The 21,005-nt window shown below is 44.2% G+C and carries 15 protein-coding genes; 8 read left to right on the forward strand and 7 right to left on the reverse strand.

The window, feature by feature from the left end:
• The first annotated feature begins 7 nt into the window (after positions 1-7).
• The 3 genes from VL121_RS19390 (at position 8) to VL121_RS19400 (ending at position 1,910) form a co-directional block, all read left to right on the forward strand.
• The gene (locus VL121_RS19390) at positions 8-808 is read left to right on the forward strand and encodes an ABC transporter ATP-binding protein (RefSeq protein WP_325408265.1); all 801 of its coding nucleotides are present in this window, start codon (positions 8-10) and stop codon (positions 806-808) included.
• Between the two features lie 98 nt (positions 809-906).
• Positions 907-1,209 carry a hypothetical protein gene (locus tag VL121_RS19395; RefSeq protein ID WP_325408266.1) on the forward strand — a complete coding sequence of 101 codons (303 nt, stop codon included), beginning with the start codon at positions 907-909 and terminating at the stop codon, positions 1,207-1,209.
• A gap of 44 nt (positions 1,210-1,253) precedes the next feature.
• Positions 1,254-1,910 carry a sugar-transfer associated ATP-grasp domain-containing protein gene (locus VL121_RS19400; protein WP_325408267.1) on the forward strand — a complete coding sequence of 219 codons (657 nt, stop codon included), beginning with the start codon at positions 1,254-1,256 and terminating at the stop codon, positions 1,908-1,910.
• Between the two features lie 25 nt (positions 1,911-1,935).
• Here the strand turns inward: VL121_RS19400 and sucD are convergent, their stop codons facing one another.
• From sucD to VL121_RS19420, 4 genes are all read right to left on the reverse strand, one after another.
• Positions 1,936-2,835 carry a succinate--CoA ligase subunit alpha gene (gene sucD / locus VL121_RS19405; protein ID WP_325408268.1) on the reverse strand — a complete coding sequence of 300 codons (900 nt, stop codon included), beginning with the start codon at positions 2,833-2,835 and terminating at the stop codon, positions 1,936-1,938.
• A gap of 113 nt (positions 2,836-2,948) precedes the next feature.
• Positions 2,949-5,366: a penicillin-binding protein 1C gene (gene pbpC / locus VL121_RS19410; protein WP_325408269.1), complete on the reverse strand. Its 2,418-nt coding sequence runs from the start codon at positions 5,364-5,366 to the stop codon at positions 2,949-2,951.
• A gap of 101 nt (positions 5,367-5,467) precedes the next feature.
• Complete coding sequence (locus VL121_RS19415) at positions 5,468-11,050, reverse strand: alpha-2-macroglobulin family protein (RefSeq protein WP_325408270.1); 5,583 nt, start codon at positions 11,048-11,050, stop codon at positions 5,468-5,470.
• A 49-nt stretch (positions 11,051-11,099) separates the two neighbouring features.
• Positions 11,100-11,774 carry a 4'-phosphopantetheinyl transferase family protein gene (locus VL121_RS19420; RefSeq protein ID WP_325408271.1) on the reverse strand — a complete coding sequence of 225 codons (675 nt, stop codon included), beginning with the start codon at positions 11,772-11,774 and terminating at the stop codon, positions 11,100-11,102.
• A 69-nt stretch (positions 11,775-11,843) separates the two neighbouring features.
• Between VL121_RS19420 and dcd the strand changes: the two genes are divergently transcribed.
• Complete coding sequence (gene dcd / locus VL121_RS19425; RefSeq protein WP_325408272.1) at positions 11,844-12,380, forward strand: dCTP deaminase; 537 nt, start codon at positions 11,844-11,846, stop codon at positions 12,378-12,380.
• A gap of 176 nt (positions 12,381-12,556) precedes the next feature.
• Here the strand turns inward: dcd and VL121_RS19430 are convergent, their stop codons facing one another.
• Positions 12,557-13,711 carry an alpha/beta hydrolase family protein gene (locus VL121_RS19430; protein ID WP_325408273.1) on the reverse strand — a complete coding sequence of 385 codons (1,155 nt, stop codon included), beginning with the start codon at positions 13,709-13,711 and terminating at the stop codon, positions 12,557-12,559.
• A 175-nt stretch (positions 13,712-13,886) separates the two neighbouring features.
• On the opposite strand from VL121_RS19430, the gene VL121_RS19435 reads away from it, so the two are divergent.
• Positions 13,887-14,525: a Pr6Pr family membrane protein gene (locus tag VL121_RS19435; RefSeq protein WP_325408274.1), complete on the forward strand. Its 639-nt coding sequence runs from the start codon at positions 13,887-13,889 to the stop codon at positions 14,523-14,525.
• A 122-nt stretch (positions 14,526-14,647) separates the two neighbouring features.
• Here VL121_RS19435 and VL121_RS19440 read toward each other — a convergent pair whose 3' ends face one another.
• Positions 14,648-14,782, reverse strand: a complete 135-nt coding sequence (locus VL121_RS19440) for a 3-keto-alpha-glucoside-1,2-lyase-like domain-containing protein (RefSeq protein WP_325408275.1) — start codon at positions 14,780-14,782, stop codon at positions 14,648-14,650.
• 10 nt (positions 14,783-14,792) lie between these two features.
• Positions 14,793-15,896, reverse strand: coding sequence for a Gfo/Idh/MocA family protein (locus VL121_RS19445; protein ID WP_325408276.1), 1,104 nt, complete (start codon positions 15,894-15,896; stop codon positions 14,793-14,795).
• 297 nt (positions 15,897-16,193) lie between these two features.
• On the opposite strand from VL121_RS19445, the gene VL121_RS19450 reads away from it, so the two are divergent.
• The 3 genes from VL121_RS19450 to VL121_RS19460 are packed head-to-tail and all read left to right on the forward strand — an operon-like array spanning position 16,194 to position 20,978.
• Positions 16,194-16,802 (forward strand): TetR/AcrR family transcriptional regulator, encoded by a 609-nt coding sequence (locus VL121_RS19450; protein WP_325408277.1) that lies wholly within the window; start codon positions 16,194-16,196, stop codon positions 16,800-16,802.
• A complete protein-coding gene (locus tag VL121_RS19455; protein WP_325408278.1) occupies positions 16,799-18,184 on the forward strand; it encodes an aldehyde dehydrogenase in 1,386 nt (461 codons plus the stop codon). The genes VL121_RS19450 and VL121_RS19455 overlap by 4 nt, the downstream gene beginning before the upstream one ends.
• A gap of 40 nt (positions 18,185-18,224) precedes the next feature.
• Positions 18,225-20,978, forward strand: a complete 2,754-nt coding sequence (locus VL121_RS19460) for a TonB-dependent receptor (protein WP_325408279.1) — start codon at positions 18,225-18,227, stop codon at positions 20,976-20,978.
• Positions 20,979-21,005 lie beyond the last annotated feature (27 nt).

Consider the following 21,005-nt stretch of genomic DNA (forward strand, 5'->3'; position numbering starts at 1 on the left):
TATCCTCATGATTGAGATAAAAAATTTGAAAAAAAGCTTTGGCGATAAGGTTGTGATTAATAGTGTGAGCGCAGTAATGGAAACAGGGAAAGCCAATCTTATTATTGGCGCAAGCGGAAGCGGGAAAACCGTTTTAATGAAATGTTTGGTGGGCTTGTTTGAGCCCGACAGTGGCGAAATATTATACGGCGGACGTAGCTTTACCGGAATGGAAGAAGAGGAGCGGAAGGAATTGCGCCGGCAAATAGGTATGCTGTTCCAGGGATCGGCGCTGTTTGACAGCCAAACCGTGGAGCAAAACGTGATGTTTCCCTTAGATATGTTTACCCGGCTAACCTATGCGGAAAAGCTAAAGAAAGTAAATGAAGTTTTAGACAGGGTTAACCTGAAGGATGCCAACAAAAAATTTCCGGCGGAAATAAGCGGCGGCATGAAAAAGCGGGTAGGTATCGCCCGTGCCATCGTATTAAACCCGAAATATCTTTTCTGCGATGAACCGAATTCAGGGCTTGACCCCCAAACTTCGCTGGTAATTGATAAACTGATTTATGAAGTGACCAGGGAGTTTAATATGACCACGGTTATTAATACGCACGACATGAACAGCGTAATGGAAATAGGCGATCGTATAATTTATATGCACCAGGGCGAAAAAGAATGGGAAGGAAATAATAAACAGATCATATACAGCAAGAGTAAAAAGCTCAATGATTTTATTTTTGCATCCGAATTTTTACAGGATGTAAAAGAGATGCGTATGCTGGAAGCGGAAGGGAAGGCGCCCAATGGAAAAAACGGCAGTCATTAACTGTTGTTGCGGAAACACAGTCTCCGGAGAACATAACAGGTACGCAGTCCGGAGACTTCATACAGCGGGATATTTATAAAATAATTTAAATTTTTGCTTTGATTCGTCATTTGATCTATATAGCTTACTACCTCTTGCATACGTCTCCGGCAGAAATATCAAGACTGGTGCGATATGTAAAAAAAGAAAAAAATGTTTCTGCCATTTTTTTGCTTAAGGATATTTTGTTTTCATCCATAAAATACAAGATTTCTTTTATGGACTATTTTTCTTTCAGGCTTTATAATCTTGATGCAGATGGACGCAACGAGTATATTGGGGCAGGCGCTATGTATGAGTACCAGTTAAAAATGAATCCAAAAAAATACAGAACTGTGCTTTCTGATAAAATACATTTTTAAAAAAATTTGATGATTTTGCGGGCAGGGAATGGGCTACACTTGACATGATTAAAGCGGATGCTGAACGTGCAAATTTTTTTTTGAATTGTTCTTCTGGCAAAATTGTTTTAAAATATTCACGCGGACAGGCTGGTAAAGAGGTTGAAATTTGTGAAACAGCTTCCCTGAGCCGGGATCGTTTAATTGAAAAAATGGAAAGAAATAATTTCAACCTCCTGGAAGCTTATGTTTTGCAGAATGATGCACTAATGCGTTTATCGCCGTCGGCGCTTAATACAGTACGTCTTATTACTCAACTGTATAAAGGGGAAGTGATAATTATAGCAGGAAGATTGAGAATCAGTATTAATGCAAAGGTGGATAATGTGTCTGCGGGTAATGTTATTGTGCCGGTAGATAAAGCATCGGGTAGGGTTACAGGCCCGGGAATATATGCGGATATTACCAAACCAGATGAATATACACATCCGGTTACAGGGGTTCACTTAATAGGATTCGAAATTCCTTTCTGGAGTGAATGTGTTCGGTTGGTTACACAGGCGGCATTGCGTATCCCGGAAAACTGTTCTATAGGATGGGATGTAGCCGTTACCAATGAGGGGCCGCTTTTAATTGAAGGAAATCATAACTGGCATTACCTTAGTTTACAGATGCCTGATAAAAAAGGATATAAAAAGGAAATGCTTAAATATATGGACTAACCGTTTGTAACGGCTTCACTGTAGCCTATATCTTTGCCGTTTTTTTCACTGCTTTCATCGCTATTATCTCAGCCATTGTTTTACCAATATCTGCCGGGCTATCGGCAACCGAAATACCGCATTCACGCAAAATCTTCATTTTGGCTGCGGCCGTATCATCTGCGCCGCCAACAATGGCACCTGCATGACCCATACGCCTTCCGGGAGGAGCGGTTTGTCCGGCTATGAAGCCCACCACAGGTTTAGTGCCGTTTGCCTTAATCCATCTTGCCGCTTCTGCCTCCATGCCACCGCCAATTTCACCTATCATTACAATGCCATCGGTTTCGTCATCATTCATGAATAATTCTACCGCTTCTTTAGTAGTGGTACCAATAATGGGGTCGCCACCTATTCCAATAGCGGTTGAAATGCCCAATCCTGCTTTTGCCACCTGGTCTGCCGCCTCATATGTGAGCGTTCCCGACTTGGAAACAATACCAATCCTTCCTTTTTTAAAAATAAAGCCCGGCATAATACCCACTTTGCACTCGCCGGCTGTAATTACACCGGGGCAATTGGGGCCAATAAGCCTTGAAGACGTACCTGCGAGATAATGTTTGGCTTTAATCATATCCTGAACCGGTATGCCTTCGGTTATACAAATAATGAGCTGGATACCCGCTTCTGCGGCTTCAATAATAGCATCGGAAGCAAAAGCCGGCGGCACAAAAATAATGGAAACATCTGCGCCGGTTTGTTGTACTGCATCCGCAACGGTATTGAACACCGGACGGTCTAAGTGCTGCTTGCCGCCTTTGCCCGGCGTAACGCCACCCACCACCCGGGTCCCGTATTCTATCATCTGTGTAGCATGAAAAGTACCTTCTGTTCCGGTAAAACCCTGAACAATTATTTTAGATTGCTTGTTAACTAAAACCGACATGATGTATATATTATTACTGTTTAAGTAGCTGCGCAAAAATAGGGGAATTTCGGGGATTATGAAACGGGGGATTGCAGGTTGCAGGTTTCAGGATTGTTTTAGACCTGTAAGGTTTATTCCTCCTTTTCTAAAATCATAAACCGCCGCGTAATGCGTTCTCCGGTTTCATCTACAAGGGTTATAAAATGTGTTCCCGGCTTCGGATCCAATGCCATTTGATGCGTGTGAACGGTGGTACCGATATATTCGTCATCTAAATGCCAGAAAACTTTCGCTTCCGGTTTTTGATGGGCTGCAGTAAAAACAGTTCTTCCCTTTTGCCCGGTAATTTCGCGGGGAACATAAATTTTCGCATCGGGTTCAGGGTAAATAAGCGCCATAGGTTGATGCGTTTCCGAAACGGCACAGCCCGGCTTATAGGCCGGCATTGGCTGGTAATCAAAATGTTTACGTTTGTAATACCATTCCATTGCCGGCGGCAGCACCAGCCAGCTTTTATGCACCATAGCGGAAGGCGCCGCGCAATTTTCGGTTACCCGGTATTGTTGTTCAGCGTCTAAGTGAATGATGGTATGATAAGGGCAGAGGGGAGTGTTGACAGCGTTGGGTGAAGCTTTTAATGTATCAATATCTGTGCAATTGGTATTGGCCCTGAAACCTGTTTGCCTGCATACTGCAATAGGAGTATATTGAAGTGTGGGCTCAGCAAACCAGGGCGATGCCGGCAATGCCCGTACAATATCAAACATAATTGGCGCGGCAGCCTGCACACCAATAAGGCCGGGCCTGCCTTCCCCGCTGCCGTTACCAGCCCATACGGCAATTACATAACGGGGCGTTACGCCAATAGCCCATGCATCCCTGAATCCAAAGCTGGTACCGGTTTTCCATGCCACCCGCTGTGCCGAGCTGAATTGCTTCCACAATCCTTCTTCTCCCGGGCGCATCACTTCCTCCATTGCCTGGAACATATACCATAGGGAAACGGGGTCAACAAAGTTGAGGGTTGCAGTTTGCGTTGCATGAACAGTTGATGAACTACCTTGCTGCCTGGCAGCGGCAAGATAATAAGGTGCATGAAAATCTTTGGACAATACTTTTCCATTATTTTTTGGAGCGTGATTAAGTGCCCTTGCCATTCCTGCGTATAATCCGGCCATATCCCAGGGTGTTACTTCACAACCGCCCAGGATAAGCGATAACCCATAGTGATCGGCCGGCTGGCTTAGAGTACTGATGCCTGTTTTTTTCAGCAAATCATAAAGGCGCGGATACTTATAATCACGCAGCATACGTACAGCGGGTACATTTAATGATCTCGACAGTGCACGGGAGGCCGGAACAGCCCCGTCATAATCGCGATCGAAATTTTGAGGCGTATAACCGCCAATCTGCGTAGGAATGTCGGGTACCAAAGTATGGGGCAATAACAAGCCATCTGTTAACATGCCGGCATACAATATAGGTTTCAAGGCGCTCCCCGGGCTTCTGCGCGAAGTGATGATGTCAACATTGCTTTGCAGTACCGGGTTTTCGGGGTGATAAGCATTACCCACGTATGCCAGGGTTTTCCCGGTTTCTACCGCTAACACTAATGCACAGGCGTTGTTAATGCCATTACCTTTTAACAAACGGTGATGCTGCTCAACAATTTGCGCAACCGTATTTTGCAGGTGGCGGTTAATAGTGGTTTGAACGCGGGTATAATCGCCGGGAGCCGCTTCCTGTTTAAACCGCTGCAATAAGTGGGGCGCCAGTTGAGGCAGCGGTTTTGGTTCTTCCGGTAAGGGTTCCAGCTTAGCGAGCAAACAGGTAGTGCTGTCTATCTTTTTTTCTTCCCGCAGTTTATCTAAGAGCCGGTTCCGTTTTATTAGTAACGATTCCCTGTTTTTTCCGGGATGCACGAGTGACGGAGCATTGGGTAATACCGCCAGCGCTGCCGTTTCGCCCCAACTCAGCTTATCCGGCGCCCTGCCATAATACCGCCACGCTGCCGCATCAAGCCCTACTACATTACTGCCAAAAGGCGCATGAGATGCGTACAAAGCCAGTATATGTTTTTTGGAGCGGGCTATTTCCAGCCTCGCCGCTAATATAGTTTCAATCAGCTTCTGAAAAATATTCCTGTTTTTATTGCGCGACAAACGGATCACCTGCATGGTAATAGTGCTGCCACCGCTTACTGTTTGTGAAGACTGTATGTTTTGCTTTAAGGCCCGGAGCATGGCTAAAGGATCAATACCCGGGTGATAGCTGAAGCGTTTATCTTCAAAACTAATGATACACTGTTTAAATTTCTCCGGTACGCTTTCATTATATGGAAAACGCCATTGTCCATCCGCAGCAATGGTAGCGCCCAGTAATTCGCCCTGTGCGTCTTCAATAACATAAGAGGTGGGCGACTGAAACAAGGGATTGGGCAAACAAAACCCAAACCATAGCAAGCCCGCAATCAGAGCAACCCAAAATATTTGCGTTCTTCTTTTCAGTTTGCGAATGCGCCGGTATACGGAAGAAAAATAAGCTTTCATTTATCGTTCACTTAATCAGTAAGGTGTGGTCTGACCCTCCTTACGTTGGGTACCGGCCGTTCTAACTAAACGGTATGGAATTTCAGATCAAAAATTTCAAATTATTTTACTTCCACCCACCTTCCCTTTACTCCCGCGCTGATGGTATTATCGTACATCGCTTCACAATACACACCGGGTAAAAAATATTTTCCCGCATAAGCCGCGTTCAGCATTACATAATAGGTAAGTGTTTCGCCTTCTTTCATATTAAAGTGCGTGTATACCCTGTCATCACGAATATCCTGGTAACTGAAAGGAGATGATTTAAAGCTGCCTTCATTATCTAACATCCGTGTGTTCAGTATTTCCCATCCACCCGGGAATATCTGTGAAAGCGTCATATTGTTATACTTACCCCGGATGCCCGGATTGCGGACGGTTACCTTTGCCACAAAATCTGTTCCCTGCGCTATGCTTTCAATAGCTATGGGATTACCATTTAAGCTCATGTAACTAACGTTCATAGATAATACATCGGCGTTACTATTCACCTGTATGTCTTCCCCGGTAACCGGTTGTCCCTGTGTGATCAGCCGTGCATATAAAATGTTCGTTCCTTTATTGGTGACGGTTATTTTTTTATTGGCGTCCGTAACGCTTACCGGTATTTGTGTAATATAGGACTGCGCATTGATGTTTACATTTTTACCGTTTACACTGGCACTGGCAATTATTTTTTCTCCGCTTGCGTTTGTTCCGCAATATGCGGCAATGGCTACCAGGCTGTACGCTGTGGTTTGCGTGCTGTACCAGTTTTCGGTTGCTAAACGGGCGGAAACGGATCGCAGCACTTCAGCGGCTTCTTTTCGTTTGTTCATTAGTGTAAGTGTTTCCAGAACCATTGCCTGGTCGCGTAGGCCGGAACCGTAGCTGATGCCCGGCAATTTACGTTCTTCGAAAGTAGTGGGTAACCCTGTAATAAGGTCTGATGCTACTTTTTGCTGTCCTGTCAGTTGATAGGCCGCAGCCAGCCTCCATTTGGCTTCCGGTGAAAGGTATTTGAATTCCTTTAACCGGTTCATGGCGCCTAACTCGGGCGATTGGGCTAAAGCTAAAAGATACAGGCGATAAGATTGGGTAAGGTCGCCACCATAAAAGTTAGTGGCAGATGGCGCCCACGCGTTAGCCTTGCCGCGCTGATAGCTAAGCCACTGCTGTATCAGGTCTGTTGGCACAATATATCCTTTCTCCCGGGCTTTCAGTAAAAAATGGCCGGCATAGCTGGTTCCCCACTCATCGCTTTCGGTTAATCCCGGCCAATAGCTGAATCCGCCATCCGGAAGCTGGAAGTTTTTATAGCGTTCAATACCCGCACGTATATTTCTTTCTGTTTCCGCTTTTTTGCGGTCGCTCAAATCCATTAGCTGGCTAAGCACTAATTGTGGAAATACTGCAGAAGTAATTTGCTCAATGCATCCATGCGGGTATTGTATAAGATAGTCTAATCTTTTTTCGAGATTAACAGGCGGTATGCTTGAAATTTCAAGTGTTGCTTTCCCATTTGCCGGAATACCCACAGGTATTACGGTTTCATTCCACTCCCGGGCAGGGTTGAGTATCCTTTCCGTTACATGGGTTACTATTGGATTAGGATTGCGTACATCCAGCTCCACTTCGTACTCCGCTTTTTCAGCGCCACCCAATGCTGTAAGTTTTACTTTACCAATACCAGTATTTGCTTTCACCTTTACGTCAAAGTAAACCATCTTTTCACCGGGCGATGTGAAAGACACCTGTTGGGAAGCGCTGCCCACCGTTTCCATGTAAGCATTGCTTTGGAGGGTTACGGTAACATTACGTATGTTGTTTTCCATAGCAAAAACCGTAACGGGCAATTGAATGGTTTCCGTTGGACCCAATACCCTTGGCAAAGTACCCAATAGCATCAATGGTTTTTTTACAGCTATGGTTTTTTCCGCAAAACCATAGGCATCTTCTCCCGCTGCAACCACCATTGCCCTTACAGAACCTATATATGGAGGTAGTTGAAAGTTATGTGTTTGTTTCTGACCCTTTTTCAGATGAAAAGGCCCGAGATATTTTACCACCGGTTTAAAGCGGTTGACTTTTTTTTCTTTGGCGCCGCCACTGGCTTCTTCATCACCGCCAATGGTTAAAATTCGCTCAAGTTCTGCACCCCAGGCGCCAATAACATGATCAAATATATCCCAGCTTTTTACGCCCAGCGCTTCTCTCGCATAAAAAGCATCGTGCGGGTTGGGTGTTTTGAAGCGGGTAAGATCAAGCAATCCTTCATCAACTATAGCCACACAATAAGTCATGGCTTTGCCCAACGTTTCGGAAACGGTAACGGCAGTTTGTTGTTCCGGCCGTATTACATCGGGCATATGGATCACCGGTTTGATCACGGTATTTTTATCTTCAATTAAAATGGGAATAACGCCATACATGCGGACAGGCAAATCGTTTACGGTTTGTGCATGAGGCTGTAATAAGCTTACGTTGGCATATATATTGGGCGCCATACCCGCTTCTGCCTTAAAGGTATAAACGGTTTGACCTTCCTGCGTTTCAATCCAGTCTGTTTTAATAACGCGGCTGCCCGATTCAATGCTGATTAAAGCCCTGCCACCTTTGCTGCCGGGTATTTGAAGCGTAATAGCTTCACCCACATTATATTTTTCCTTGCCGGAAGTAAAAGACAACATTGCTGCCGCCGAGGGATCCCCGGCATTGCCCCGGGCCTGCCACCAGGGATCATCGAAGTATACCACCTGCCCGGTAGTATGCCCGCTGCTTCCGTCTCTTACTAAAACAAGGTATCGGCCCCATTCGCTGCCGGGCGCAGAAAAATGCCATTTACCCACGCCATTGGTTAAACGAACCGTATCTTTCTTCAGTAATTTGTTGTAGGTATCCTGAGTGAAATTGCTGAAGCCATCGCCCGTATTATCCCACCACCAGCGCCAGCTTACGCGGTACAGTTCCACTTCCATCTGTTGTGTGCCGGATAACGCATTGCCATTGGCGTCTACATTTACAACGGGCAGTTCATACGTTTTATCAGTAAGCAAAAAGCCCCAGGGTTTTTGTCCTTCAGGCATATTTATTCCTGCATAGCTTTTGTAGGGACTGTAGGGAATAACCCTATTATCTGCACTGAAAGCCCCGCCGGGTTCAAATACTTTTACGAGCAGGCTGGCGCTGAGCATGCCCGGCGCGTTTTTTATGGCGCCAAATGTTGTATTCACCGCTGCCGCGCCTTCTTCATTCAGCCTGCCATCGAATATGGTTTTGGTTTCGGTAGCGTATCCGGCTGTGGGATCGTCAAAATGATAATTGGGATATTTTTTGAAAACCGTTTTCCGGGCATACAATGAGGCATCAATTTTTGCCGCAAGGTTTCTTGCAGGGGTGCCAAACAACCACTGTGATTTTAGCGTACCGTGCGAAACGCCATCTTTGCCTAATACGGGATCTCTACCAAAATCCAGGTCAATTTTCAGGCGGTTAGGCATTACCGTTTCTACCTTCAGCCTTTTTTCAAACACAGCGCCACCCACTTTAATTCTGGCCAGCCAGTTGCCCGTAGGAGAGGAAGCATCGGTGGAAGTAGCGAAAAGGTAAAAGCCATGTTCGCCCGAGGTTTCAACCATACGTTTATATAATTGTCCCTGCGGCGTAATTAAATTCAATTCTACCGGGTGATCCTTAGGCAATTTTCCGGCTTTATCTTCCACAATGAAGTTAATATACATGGTATCGCCCGGCCGCCAGACACCGCGTTCTCCAAAAATAAAGCCTTTAAGACCATTCTTTACTTCTACGCCTGATACATCAAAGCGGCTCAGGGGGAGTGAACTGCCATCATCTAATTTCAGGTACCCTTTTTCGCTCCCCTTTTTGGCAACTAATAAATAGGGCTTTTTTTTCAGGTCAAAATTGGCCAGCCCGTTTTTATCGCTTTTGGTTGTAAAAAGCACCTGCTGCTGGTAATCAAGTAGTTCCAGCTCCACTTCGCTCATGGGTTTGGCAGACAGGATATCGGTTACCGCAACAAGCATGCTGTTATCATTGGCCCGTTTGGCTGTTAGCCCTATATTGGATGCTATGATATTGCGGCTGGCCCATCTTTCTTTATTATAATAAGAAGGGCTGCAGGGATTATCGCGCTGGTTCCAGTTATAGCCGTAAGGGTAATACGCATTGTATATTTTCCAGAATCCATCATCGTTGTCCAATCCAACGTCATCACCGCTGCTATACCAGTTATCATATTCGTCTTCCCCCGCTTCACTTTTTTTATCGGTGGTGCGGCAGGTATACAATGAATATTCAGGACGAAAGCCAATCGTGACGTGGTATATGGCGCCGGTTTCCGCTTTCAGGTATTTATCAATATCTAATGAAAATTTCTGTTTACGGTGCAGGTCAAGTGTTTTATCGTTATCTAACCGGAGGGTTTGCTGTACAACGGGCGTGGCTACACGACGCAGGTCGTATTCCCCGTCATAGCTATTGGACTGAAAAAACTGGGGAATATTATTTTCGTATACTTTGATGATGCTGATATCCACCGCGCTGAGGTTAATGGTTTCAAAAGGCAGCACCAGCTTGCCGGAGTTGGGTAATATAACGCCGCGGCCCCGGATGGTAACGGAGGGCAGGCGATTTTCAAAAAACAGGTTAGCGGTAAATGCTTTATTTAATTTATTGTTCCATATACTTTGTATGCCCCCGTTTACCGTAACCGTGTAGTTGCCGTCAAAACGATCAGGTACGTATAGCTTTACCTCGCTGCCATCTATACTATAGCTGAGGTCTGTTTTATTGCTTACGGTAATCAGCCCATTGAGTTGCTGACTGGTGGCAATAGCTTCGGAGCATTGAACAAGCACAAAATTTTCCGTTTCCTGTACTGCACGAATGTTCAGCACTTTAAAATCGCCCACTGCCGGTATTTCTATTTCTTTGCTGCCTTTTTCCTTCAGGCCTAACGGAGCGCCATCCCACTGTAGTTTTAATAGGGATGCACCGGCCCCGCGTTTAATATCTTCTATAGTAAAGCAGTGGGTGCGGGTGCTTTGGTTATGCTCCCATTTGATAACTGGCGACTGACCCTGGTGGCCGGCGGTCAGTAGTTTTTCAACTATAGCGGATGATTCTATATCGGCGGTTTCTATTACACCGTTCAGCAGCATCATTTCCTTTGAATTGCCCATTGTTTTCAGCCCGTTTTCTTTTACCCGGAAGCCCGGCGTTACCGCCTGCACATTAAACGTAAAAGTTTGAAATGCATCCGGAACAGCAGTGGCTTTGCTCAGTTTGAAATTTACGGTATATAGCTGGCCGGGAGTGAGGTATTCATCAGGTTTGAATTCTATAGTCCTGGCATCAACCCAATAGGCTTTGCCTTTTACCGAAGGCGAAAAAGAGAACAGTGGATCTTTAAGCGCTTCATTCAGCGCGTGCGTTGAAGGCGCTTCTGCGGCTAAGCGTACCCGTATTGCTGCCGCTTTTGAAATAACGCCCGAAGTATAACCGTCTATGTACCGGCTGAAAGCAGGATCAACGCCTGTTATTTTTTCTTTTTTGGCGCAGGCAAAGATGAGTACGGAAATCAATAAAAAAGGAATGTACCATTGCTTACAAAGAACGGCGCTGCGCTTGATGTTCATCATACAGGATAAGTTTAAACTTGCATAAAGCAAGATAAAATTTTAATACGTATTAAACCGGTAAGGTCATTACCCAAACTAAGCAAATTTCTTTAAAATTAACAAAAGGCAGTACCAGTGATAAACGTTGTTCTTTTAAAAACATACCCTTCATATTTCCTTCTCCCGGTATAGAAAGCATACTTTCGGGTGGTTGTACTCTTATCTGGTCGCTGAAATCCACCTCGCCATTGCCATACCATTTAAAAACGGCTTCTTTGGCGCTCCATAGCAACGTTAATTTACGCAGGAAAACAGCTTCTGTTGCAGGATTCGCTGCGGAGAGTGCATTGTTTTCATTTTCTATAATGCTTAATTCCTGTGTATGCAGGAATTTATGGCGCACACGGGCAACCTTGAATGTTGGAATTTCAATATCAATACCCACCCGATGTGAACGGCTTACGATAGCGGCCGCATAATTGCCGCAATGTGAAATGGAGAAATGAAAGGCTTCATCGGGTAAAAAAGGCTTCCTGGTACTGGCTATTTCAATGAGCTCATGTGGAAATTCGGGAAACAGGAAGCGCAGGAGATAGCGGCCGGCTAAATGTTGCAGGCGTTTATGCGGATGGCTGATCTCCTGTTGCAGGGGAACCTGCGCCAAAAAAAAATCTTCAGGCTCAGCAATATGCCAAAGCCCTAATTTTGTTGACGCGTTGATATTATGTTGATAAAATAAGGGCATTACAAAAAACGAAATCCGAAATTCGCCGGCGAAAGAGATTCCGGAGCAAATAAACAAATAAATCAGGGAATGATACTATCTGATAAAAGAATACTGGAAGAAATAGGAAAGGGTACTATTAAACTGGTGCCTTACGATAGAGAATGTTTGGGCAGCAATTCTTACGATGTACACCTCGGTAAGTGGCTGGCCACCTACCGCGAACACATATTAGATGCCAAAAAACATAACCAGATCGAATATTTTGAAATTCCCGATGAGGGATTCGTTTTATATCCGCATATTTTTTATCTCGGTGCAACACTGGAATATACCGAAACCCATGCTCATGTACCTTTCCTGGAGGGCAAATCTTCTACCGGTCGCCTGGGTATTGATATACATGCTACTGCGGGTAAGGGTGATGTGGGTTTTTGCGGTAACTGGACGCTGGAAATATCTGTTAAGCAGCCGGTACGTATTTATAAAGGAATGCCTATTGGTCAATTGATCTATTTCCCGGTGGATGGTGAAATTGAAGTAAAATATAACCAGAAAAAAAATGCCAAATACAGCGGGCAGCCCGAAAAACCTATAGAGAGTATGATGTGGAAGAACAAGTTTTAAATTTGAAAGTGTGGTAATTTGAAAATTTGAAAATGGGAGAGAGGGGGGAGATTTGGAAATGTGGGAAATGCGGAAAGTAAAAAAGTATTTTCTGCGGTCGTTGCTCCTTTACGCTCTCTGCGTGAAATAAATTCGAGGTTCATAAATCTTAAACCCTAAATCTCCTGAAACTAAGGTTACTGCTCCAATAGTTTCATCACCGCTTCATCACCCATTACCGCGTTGGCGGGACGCGGATGAGCCGCGTTAAAAACTTCCAGGTCTTTCTGATCTAAAACTTTAGCGGGCGTTTCATCAATATCACCACTGCTATTGGTAACGGCTTTAAGGTTCAGTCCAAGATGCCCGGCCATAAAGGGGTACATGGCTTTTCGCTTGGAAGGACCATAATCATGTTTTTCATCTGCCAGGTGAACCAGCGCTACATTTTTTTCTTTCCTATACAAACGGTATACCTGCTGCATAAAAGGATATTCTACCATTGGATTATTTTTTGTCCAGTCATCACCATCCGATATCAGCAGCATGGGGCGCGGGGCGGTCAATGCGGCGATCTCCACATTGTTGGTTTGAAAACTACCTTTCTTATGAATGGGCATTCCGCTTTCGCAGGTACAGCCCCCAAAGAAATGTGCGGATACCATTACGCAGGGTACGGAAACCTTAATGCGCGGATCAAGCGCCGTTAGTAAAAAGGTTTGTGTGCCACCACCCGATTCACCCGTCATGCCAATGCGTTTGGGATCAACGCCCGGAATAGACAACAGGAAATCCAACGCGCTGGAACTGTTGATAGTTTGCAGTTTTACACCTTGTGCCAGGTTATGCTCACACTGCTTTGAATCGCCCTGACCGATCATGTCCCATACTAATACAATAGCGCCCATGCGGGCTAAAGTAGCGCAGCGTTTTTGGGTTTGTTCGCGAAACCTGCCCTCGGGGTTGCTGCCATGCCCATGGGGACAAAGAATACCGGCATAGGATTTTTGTGGTTTAAGGGGCCGGTAAAGGTTACCGGTGACATAAAAGCCGGGCAAACTTTCAAAGGCTACGTTTTCCACTGTATAGCCATCCATTATTTTTTTGCTGTGCATAATAGGCGTTGATGCGGGTTTAGCGGGCATGGTTTTTAATTGCATGCCTTCGCGTATGCGTGCCCGTATTTCTTCCGCACGTTGCTGCCATTCGCTTAACGAAGCAGGCTGATGTTCTGCTAAAAATGCTTTACCCTCCGCTTCGGTAAAATAAGCGCCTTTGCATAGTTCATCCTGGGCGATTAGATTGCCTGAGCAGAGTAAGCAAAAGCAGGCGAGAGCCAGTATTTTATTCATGGTATAATAATAAAATAGTTATTCTTTTTATCCTGGTAATGTTGGTTACAATGTAGTATTTTCTTTGTTAGCACCAAAGGGAATGCAATAAATAGAAAACTATGTGCCGGAATACTTATTTTTATTGAGTGATTTTGCAATGCACGATGGGTTAATTCAACAACAAGAAATTACAATGAACGCAAAGCCGGCAGGCATACAAATTATTTCTGCCATTGGCGCCGTTATGGCATGGACAGCGGTAATGCTTCAGTTATACCTGATTATGGTGAACAGGTTGGCTTCTGTTCCTGAAACCCTTTTGCGTTTTTTTACTTTTTTTACCATACTCTGTAATATATTAGCTGCTGTTTGTTTTACGGCGCTTTCCATAAAACCACGCTTCGGTAATGGTAATTTTTTTTCGCGGCCCGGTGTGCTAAGTGCTGTTACCATATACATTGCAATAGTTGGAATAGTATACCAGCTTATTTTACGGCCACTCTGGGATCCGCAGGGTTTGCAAAAAATTGTTGATGAGTTGCTGCACAGCGTTATGCCTGCTTATTGTATATTGTTCTGGCATTTATACGTACCCAAATTAACATTGCGATGGCAGCATATCTTCCGCTGGCTTGTATTTCCGTTATGTTACCTGGTCATCATTTTGCTCAGGGGGGCCGTGTCGGGCTATTATCCTTATCCTTTTGTAAATGTGTCTGTGCTGGGATATGGTAAAGTGTTTTTAAACTGCGGCATGTTGCTGGTTGCATTTTTGTTCTTTTCTGTATTGGTTGTAGCTGTTGGAAGATTTTCTAAAAAACATGCTGATTGAAAGGACTGCTTACAGTTACCGGCAATAGCAGCGCGCATAGCTATATTCCTGCTGTTATAATAAATGCAAATACGGTCTGACGCAGGGTGCGCCGATCGTATTTGTAAAAAAGATGCCCGTAATTATAATTCCCGTATCTGAATATTCTTATAGTACGCTTTATTGCCATGATCCTGCAAAGCAATTTTTCCTGATTTTGCTTGTCCGTAGTCAGGATAGTCTTTCCATTTACCTTCGGTTCTCTTTTTACTTTTCATTTGCCTTTATTTATTTTTGATGATTAAAAAATACTGTTTTGTTAGTTTGAGCAGAAGTTTTTGCGGCTTCCAAAATGCGCACTACAATAATATTATTAGGCAATGCATAAAGCCCATCATCGGCTACCGTAATTTTCTTTCGCACCACATCCGCGAGGTAAGTGAAAGGATTTTCATATACCGGGATATCTTTTGCGGTGTATTTACGGTTTTGTTCTGCTTTACCGTTTTTTTGTTTGATGCGCATATCACTGTTGTTCACTGTAATCACGTATCCTGTATTGCCATATAACTCCATGTCTTTCCGGCCAAAAGGCCAGTTCCATGAAGCCTGGATGATTGCCTGGGCTGTGGGGTATGTTACAATAATGGTGGCTTCATCATCTACTTTAGGATACACGTTGGGTTTGAACTGCCGGGTAACTGCGGTTACCGATAAGGGTTGTTGCCCTTTCATAAGCCATGTCATGAGGTTGGCGCCATAACAACCAAAATCTATAATTGCACCGCCCCCGTTTTGTACAGGATCCGTAAGCCAGTCGAAAAAAGCTTTGCTTACCCCAATTTCTTTCGGTCCCTCATGACCGTGATGAAATACCGCTTTTTTTAAGCCGCCTGTATAGTTGCTGTCGTTTACCAACTGGTATGCTTTTGCTGTGGCGGGATACCAGGAGGTTTCATAATTGGTAAGCAGGTGAATTTCATGCTTACGTGCAAGCGAATCCATTTGCCTGGCGTGCGCTACGCTTACAGCCAGTGGTTTTTCCACCATCACATGTATGCCTCTGGGCGCGCAGGCCTGAACCACCGAAAGATGATCGTAAATAGAGCCGAAAGCAACTACCGCTTCCGGTTTTACGGCATCCAGCATTTTGCCCAGGTCGTTAAACAGCAACTTGTCGCTCAGTCCGAATGCTTTAGCGGATTGTTGCAGTAATGGTTTACTGGGCTCATATACGCCCACCAGCGTAATGTCGCTTTGCGGTTTTCTGCCCAGTATCCAGCCGGAGTGTCCGTGAGATATACCGGCAACAGCCACCCGAACCGGCTGGGCGTTAAGATAAGCAGATGCCAGGAGGCAGATCCAGCAGAAAAGATAACGGACAGGTTTCATGATAATCTTTTTAGTGAGTAGTGAACTGTCAATTGTCAGTAAAAAAGCATTCCAGGGTAGGAAGCGGCCCGGCGCCGGTTATGATAATGCGCTATAGCTTAAAGGTATAGCATAAAGATGTTATTGCAAATTGACAGGTAAATAAATTATTGAAGGCGGTGCCCGCACTTTTAAGCTTCCCTTATCTTCTGCTTAGCAGGGCTTGTTGTATTTTATATTTTCAAACAAATTAGTAAAGTGTTTGAAAAATTGAATTTAATTTTTATCTTCAGCAACGAATTGATATGCATAACCTCAATGACAAAAAAAGAACTGGTAAAGCAAAAGATTGGAAAAAGCGCCATGCAGTGTTTTGTAAAGTTCGGGCTTGATAAAACCACCCTGGATGATATTGCATACGCCGTAGGGCTCAACAAAGCCTCATTATATTACTATTATAAAAACAAGGAAGACATTTTTATAGAAGCGGCTGTAAAAGAGGGGGAGGATTTTATCCTTACACTGCAGGAAAAAGCGTTGCAAAAAAAAGGTGTGGATAAGCAGGTATCTTATTATATGCAATCGCGGTTCAATTATTACAAGAATGTGCTTAATATGAACCGGGTATCGGTTGAAACGCTGAATAAAATATTGCCCCGCTTTTTTGAGCTGTATGAGGCGCTTATGAAACGGGAAAAGCTATTCCTGTCTCTCCTGATAAAAAAAGGAATAGCACAGGGAGAAATTGTACAGGCAGATGCTGTAAAAATTGCGTCAATACTCATTAACATCAGTGATGCGCTGAAGCACAGTGTGGAACAGCAGGCTATTTTGAAGATGGAAAACGAGGTAGACTATCAGCACAGCCTGCAGGATATGAAATTTCTGATTACCCTTATATTTAACGGGCTTAAAAAACAGGCATGACTGCCCCAATAACTAACGATACTGATTTGCTTTCTATGCGCCGCTTTTTTGAAAGCGGGGCTACCAAACCTTATGACTTCAGGAAACGGCAATTGGTATTGCTAAAACAAGCCATCCTGCGCTATGAGCCTGAAATATTTGAGGCATTATACACCGACTTAAAAAAAAGTCCGGAAGAAACATACAGCACGGAAACCGGTCTTATTCTCTCGGAGCTTAATTATACAATAAAGAACCTGCATCGCTGGATGCGGCCCCGGCGTTTAAAGAATAACCTGGTAAATTTTCCTTCTTCCGGCAAACTATATTATGACCCGCTGGGGGTAACGCTTATTATTTCGCCATGGAATTACCCGTTGCAACTTTTATTGATACCGCTTATTGGGGCCATTGCCGGTGGCAATTGTGCTGTGTTAAAACCATCGGAACTGGCGCCGGCTACGGCAGGTGTTGCAGAAAAAATAATTAATGCCATTTACCCGGAGCATTATGTAAAAGTGGTGCAGGGTGATGGAGCGGCCATTGTGCCGGACATGATGCGCAGGTTTCGTTTTAATCATGTTTTTTATACCGGGAGTATTCCGGTAGGGAAAACGATTTATCAACTGGCGGCAAAAGACCTGGTGCCGGTAACATTAGAACTGGGCGGCAAAAGCCCGGCTATAATAGAAAAGGATGCAGATATCGTAAGTAGTGCAAGGCGGATAGCGCTGGGCAAGTTTATTAACGCGGGACAAACCTGTATAGCGCCGGATTATTTACTGGTTCATGCAGATATAGCCGAAAAATTTATTGCCGCATTAAAGGCTACCATTCTGCTTTTTTGGGGGGAAGATGCGAGAGAAAATTACGATTACGGAAAGATTATTAATGAAAAGCATTTTAACCGGTTATTAAAATACTTACATAACGGGGAACTGGTTATGGGTGGGCAAACCAACCCTTCCGGGCTGTTTATAGCGCCAACGATTCTTATAAATGTGGCACTGGATTCACCGGTGATGGAAGAAGAAATTTTTGGGCCCATATTGCCGGTATGCATTTTTAAAACGATGGAAGACGCATTGCAGATCATTAAAAAAAATGAGAACCCCCTGGCTTGCTATGTATTTACTTCCAGCAAAAAAAAGGAAAAAGCATGGATGGAAAGTATTGCTTTTGGCGGAGGGTGTATTAATAATACCGCCTGGCATTTTGCTAACCACAGCTTCCCGTTTGGAGGAGTGGGTAACAGTGGTATAGGCGCCTATCATGGCAGGCATTCTTTCTTTACGTTCACCCATGCCAAGGCCGTAATGAAAACGCCTGTGTGGTTTGATCCCGATATTAAATACCCGCCTTTAAAAGGAAAGCTCAAATGGCTTAAACTTTTTATCAGATAATTCCCCGAACAATTTTTATATCAAAACAAAAACAACCGGAATGAGAAAAATTATCCTGATTCTTATAATCTTCCAGGCCCTGGTAACAGGCGTTGTTAGTGCGCAGCACATACTAAAAGGAGTAGTATACAACGCGCTTACAAAGGAAGGGGTGGCCGCGGTGTCCGTTACCGTAAAAAACTCAAATGAAGGAACCTATACAGATGACAGGGGGCGGTTCCGGCTGTCTGCCAAAAAAAGTTTCCCGCTTATACTGGTTGTTTCTTCCATAGGTTTTGGAACCAAAGAAGTGGAAGTTCAAAATGCATCGGAGCCGGTGGAGGTTCATATAGCGCCATCTTCATCACTTGGCGAAGAGATTGTTGTATCTGCAAGCCGCACCATGCAGCGGAAACTCAGTTCCCCGGTAACAATTGAACAAATCAGTCATAAAGAAATTACCAATGCACCCCAGTTAAATTATATGGATATGATACAGGGTTTAAAAGGCGTGGATGTAACGGTATCCAGTATTGGCTTTACCAGCATTACCACAAGAGGTTTTAATACAAGCGGCAATACTAATTTTACTCAAATTGTGGATGGAATGGATAACCAGGCGCCCGGACTGAATTTTCCCTTAGGCTCCGCCATTAGCTTAACACAGTTAGACGTAGATAACGTGGAGGTGCTTTCCGGCGCTTCTTCCGCATTATACGGATCAAGAGGATTGAATGGTACAATGGTAATGAACGGCAAAGACCCTTTTAAATACCAGGGGCTAAGCATATTGGTAACACAGGGGGTGAACCATGTTAAAAGTAAAAATAGCAATGACCCGGTAAGCGCTTCACCTTATTACGACTGGGCGGTACGCTGGGGCAGGAAAATAAATGAAAAGCTGGCCTTTAAAGTCAATTTTCAATACACGAACGCTAAAGACTGGGTAGCTACCGACACTACCAACAAAAATGGCGCGGGATCGAAATATACAGACCCTAATTACAATAGCCCTAATTATTATGGCGGCGCTACATCCACAGATATTAATCCGTTTTTACAAGGCGCCCTGGCGGGTGATGAATCATTGGCTCCCCTGATAGAGCCACTGCTTACCCGTGCAAACTATGTTGCCCGCACAGGTTATCCTGAATATGGTTACTTGGATAATAATGCCAGGCTATTTAAGGCAAATGCCGAATTAAGATATAAGATAACGCCTGGAATTGAAGCGATTATTTCGGGTACTTTTGGAACAGGAAATGTGGTGTATACCAACGACACGAGGTACCAGATCAGGGATTTTAAAGTAGGGCAGTACAGGGTGGAATTGAAAAGTGACAAGTGGTTTGTGCGTGGTTATACTACGAGTGAAAATTCGGGTAACACACTTATTGCAGGACCAACAGCGCAGTATATTAATGAAGGCTGGAAGCCAAGTTACGATGGCAATGTAGGTGGCTGGTATCCCGAATATACCATGGGCCTGATTACCGCACTCGCCCAGGGTGCAAGCCTTACCGATGCGCACCTTGCAGCAAGAGGTTTTGCTGACCAGGGCAGGCCCCTGCCCGGCAGCCCACAGTTTGAACAATTAAAAAACACTATTGCTTCTACCCCTATACCGGATGGAGGTACCTTGTTTTTAGACAGGAGCAAATTATATAATGCGGAAGCGCAGTATAATTTCTCAGACCACATAAAATTTATTAATGTAATAGCGGGCGTTAACTGGAGGTTATACAGTTTAAACAGCAGGAACACGCTTTTTCCAGATAAGGATAAGCCGATTAACGTTAATGAATACAGCGCCTATATCCAGTTATCAAAAAAACTCATCAACAACAGGCTCAGCATCAGCACTTCATTCCGGTATGATAAGAACACGCTGTTCAAATCGCCAAAAGTTACATCAAGGGCATCTATGGTGTTTGAAGCGGCAAAGGAGAATTTTATTCGTTTCTCTTATCAAAATGCGTACAGTTTCCCTTCCAATATACAGGCATTGCAAAATACGCTTAATGGCTACAATAGTTATTCCTCCGGAGGATCATCTCTTCTCCTGAACGATCATTATCATTTCAACCAGTATGCGCCTTATACTTTGGAAAGCGTATCGGCATACCAGCAGTCAAATGATCCTTCCGATCTTAAAAAATTCCTTTATAACGATATTAAACCGCAGTCGGTAAACGCGTTTGAGCTGGGCTACTCCGCATTAATTGCAAAGCGGGTGCTGATAGATGTATTGGGATACTTTTCAACATGGGAAAACTTTATAGGTTATGCCAATGTTGCCAACACACCGGGCAGCAACAACCCCGAAGCGTTCAAAGATCATAGTACCTATGTACAATATAATATTGCTTTCAACGGCGGGCAAACAGTAAATACGTATGGGTATGCCGCCAGTGTAAGCGTTGATTTAACGCATAACTTCCTGGCTAAGGTTAACTATTATTCCGATTACCTGAAAAATAGAAACAACAGCCAGGTCAATAATTTTAATACGCCTCATTATCATATTAACATGGAGTTTGGCAATAGCGGCTTCGGTAAAAAGCAGCAATGGTCTTTTAACACTTCTTTCCGGTATAAGCCTGGCTATTATTATGTAGTGTCCGGTGGCTTAGCCGCAGGCAGGGTACCTTCTTCGGCAGTTATTGACGCTCAAATAAGTTATAAACTAATAAAAGCCCGTTCCGGCATAAGGTTGGGCGCTACCAATATTACCAACAAATATTATTCAACCGGTATTGCAAATCCTGCTATCGGCGCCGTGTATTATGTAACCTATGCGTATAATATTTTTTAAAAGGATACAAAACGTTATAAAAAAAGA

The sequence above is a fragment of the Agriterribacter sp. genome, from assembly GCF_035497235.1.
In the GTDB taxonomy this organism is placed as follows: Bacteria; Bacteroidota; Bacteroidia; order Chitinophagales; family Chitinophagaceae; genus Agriterribacter.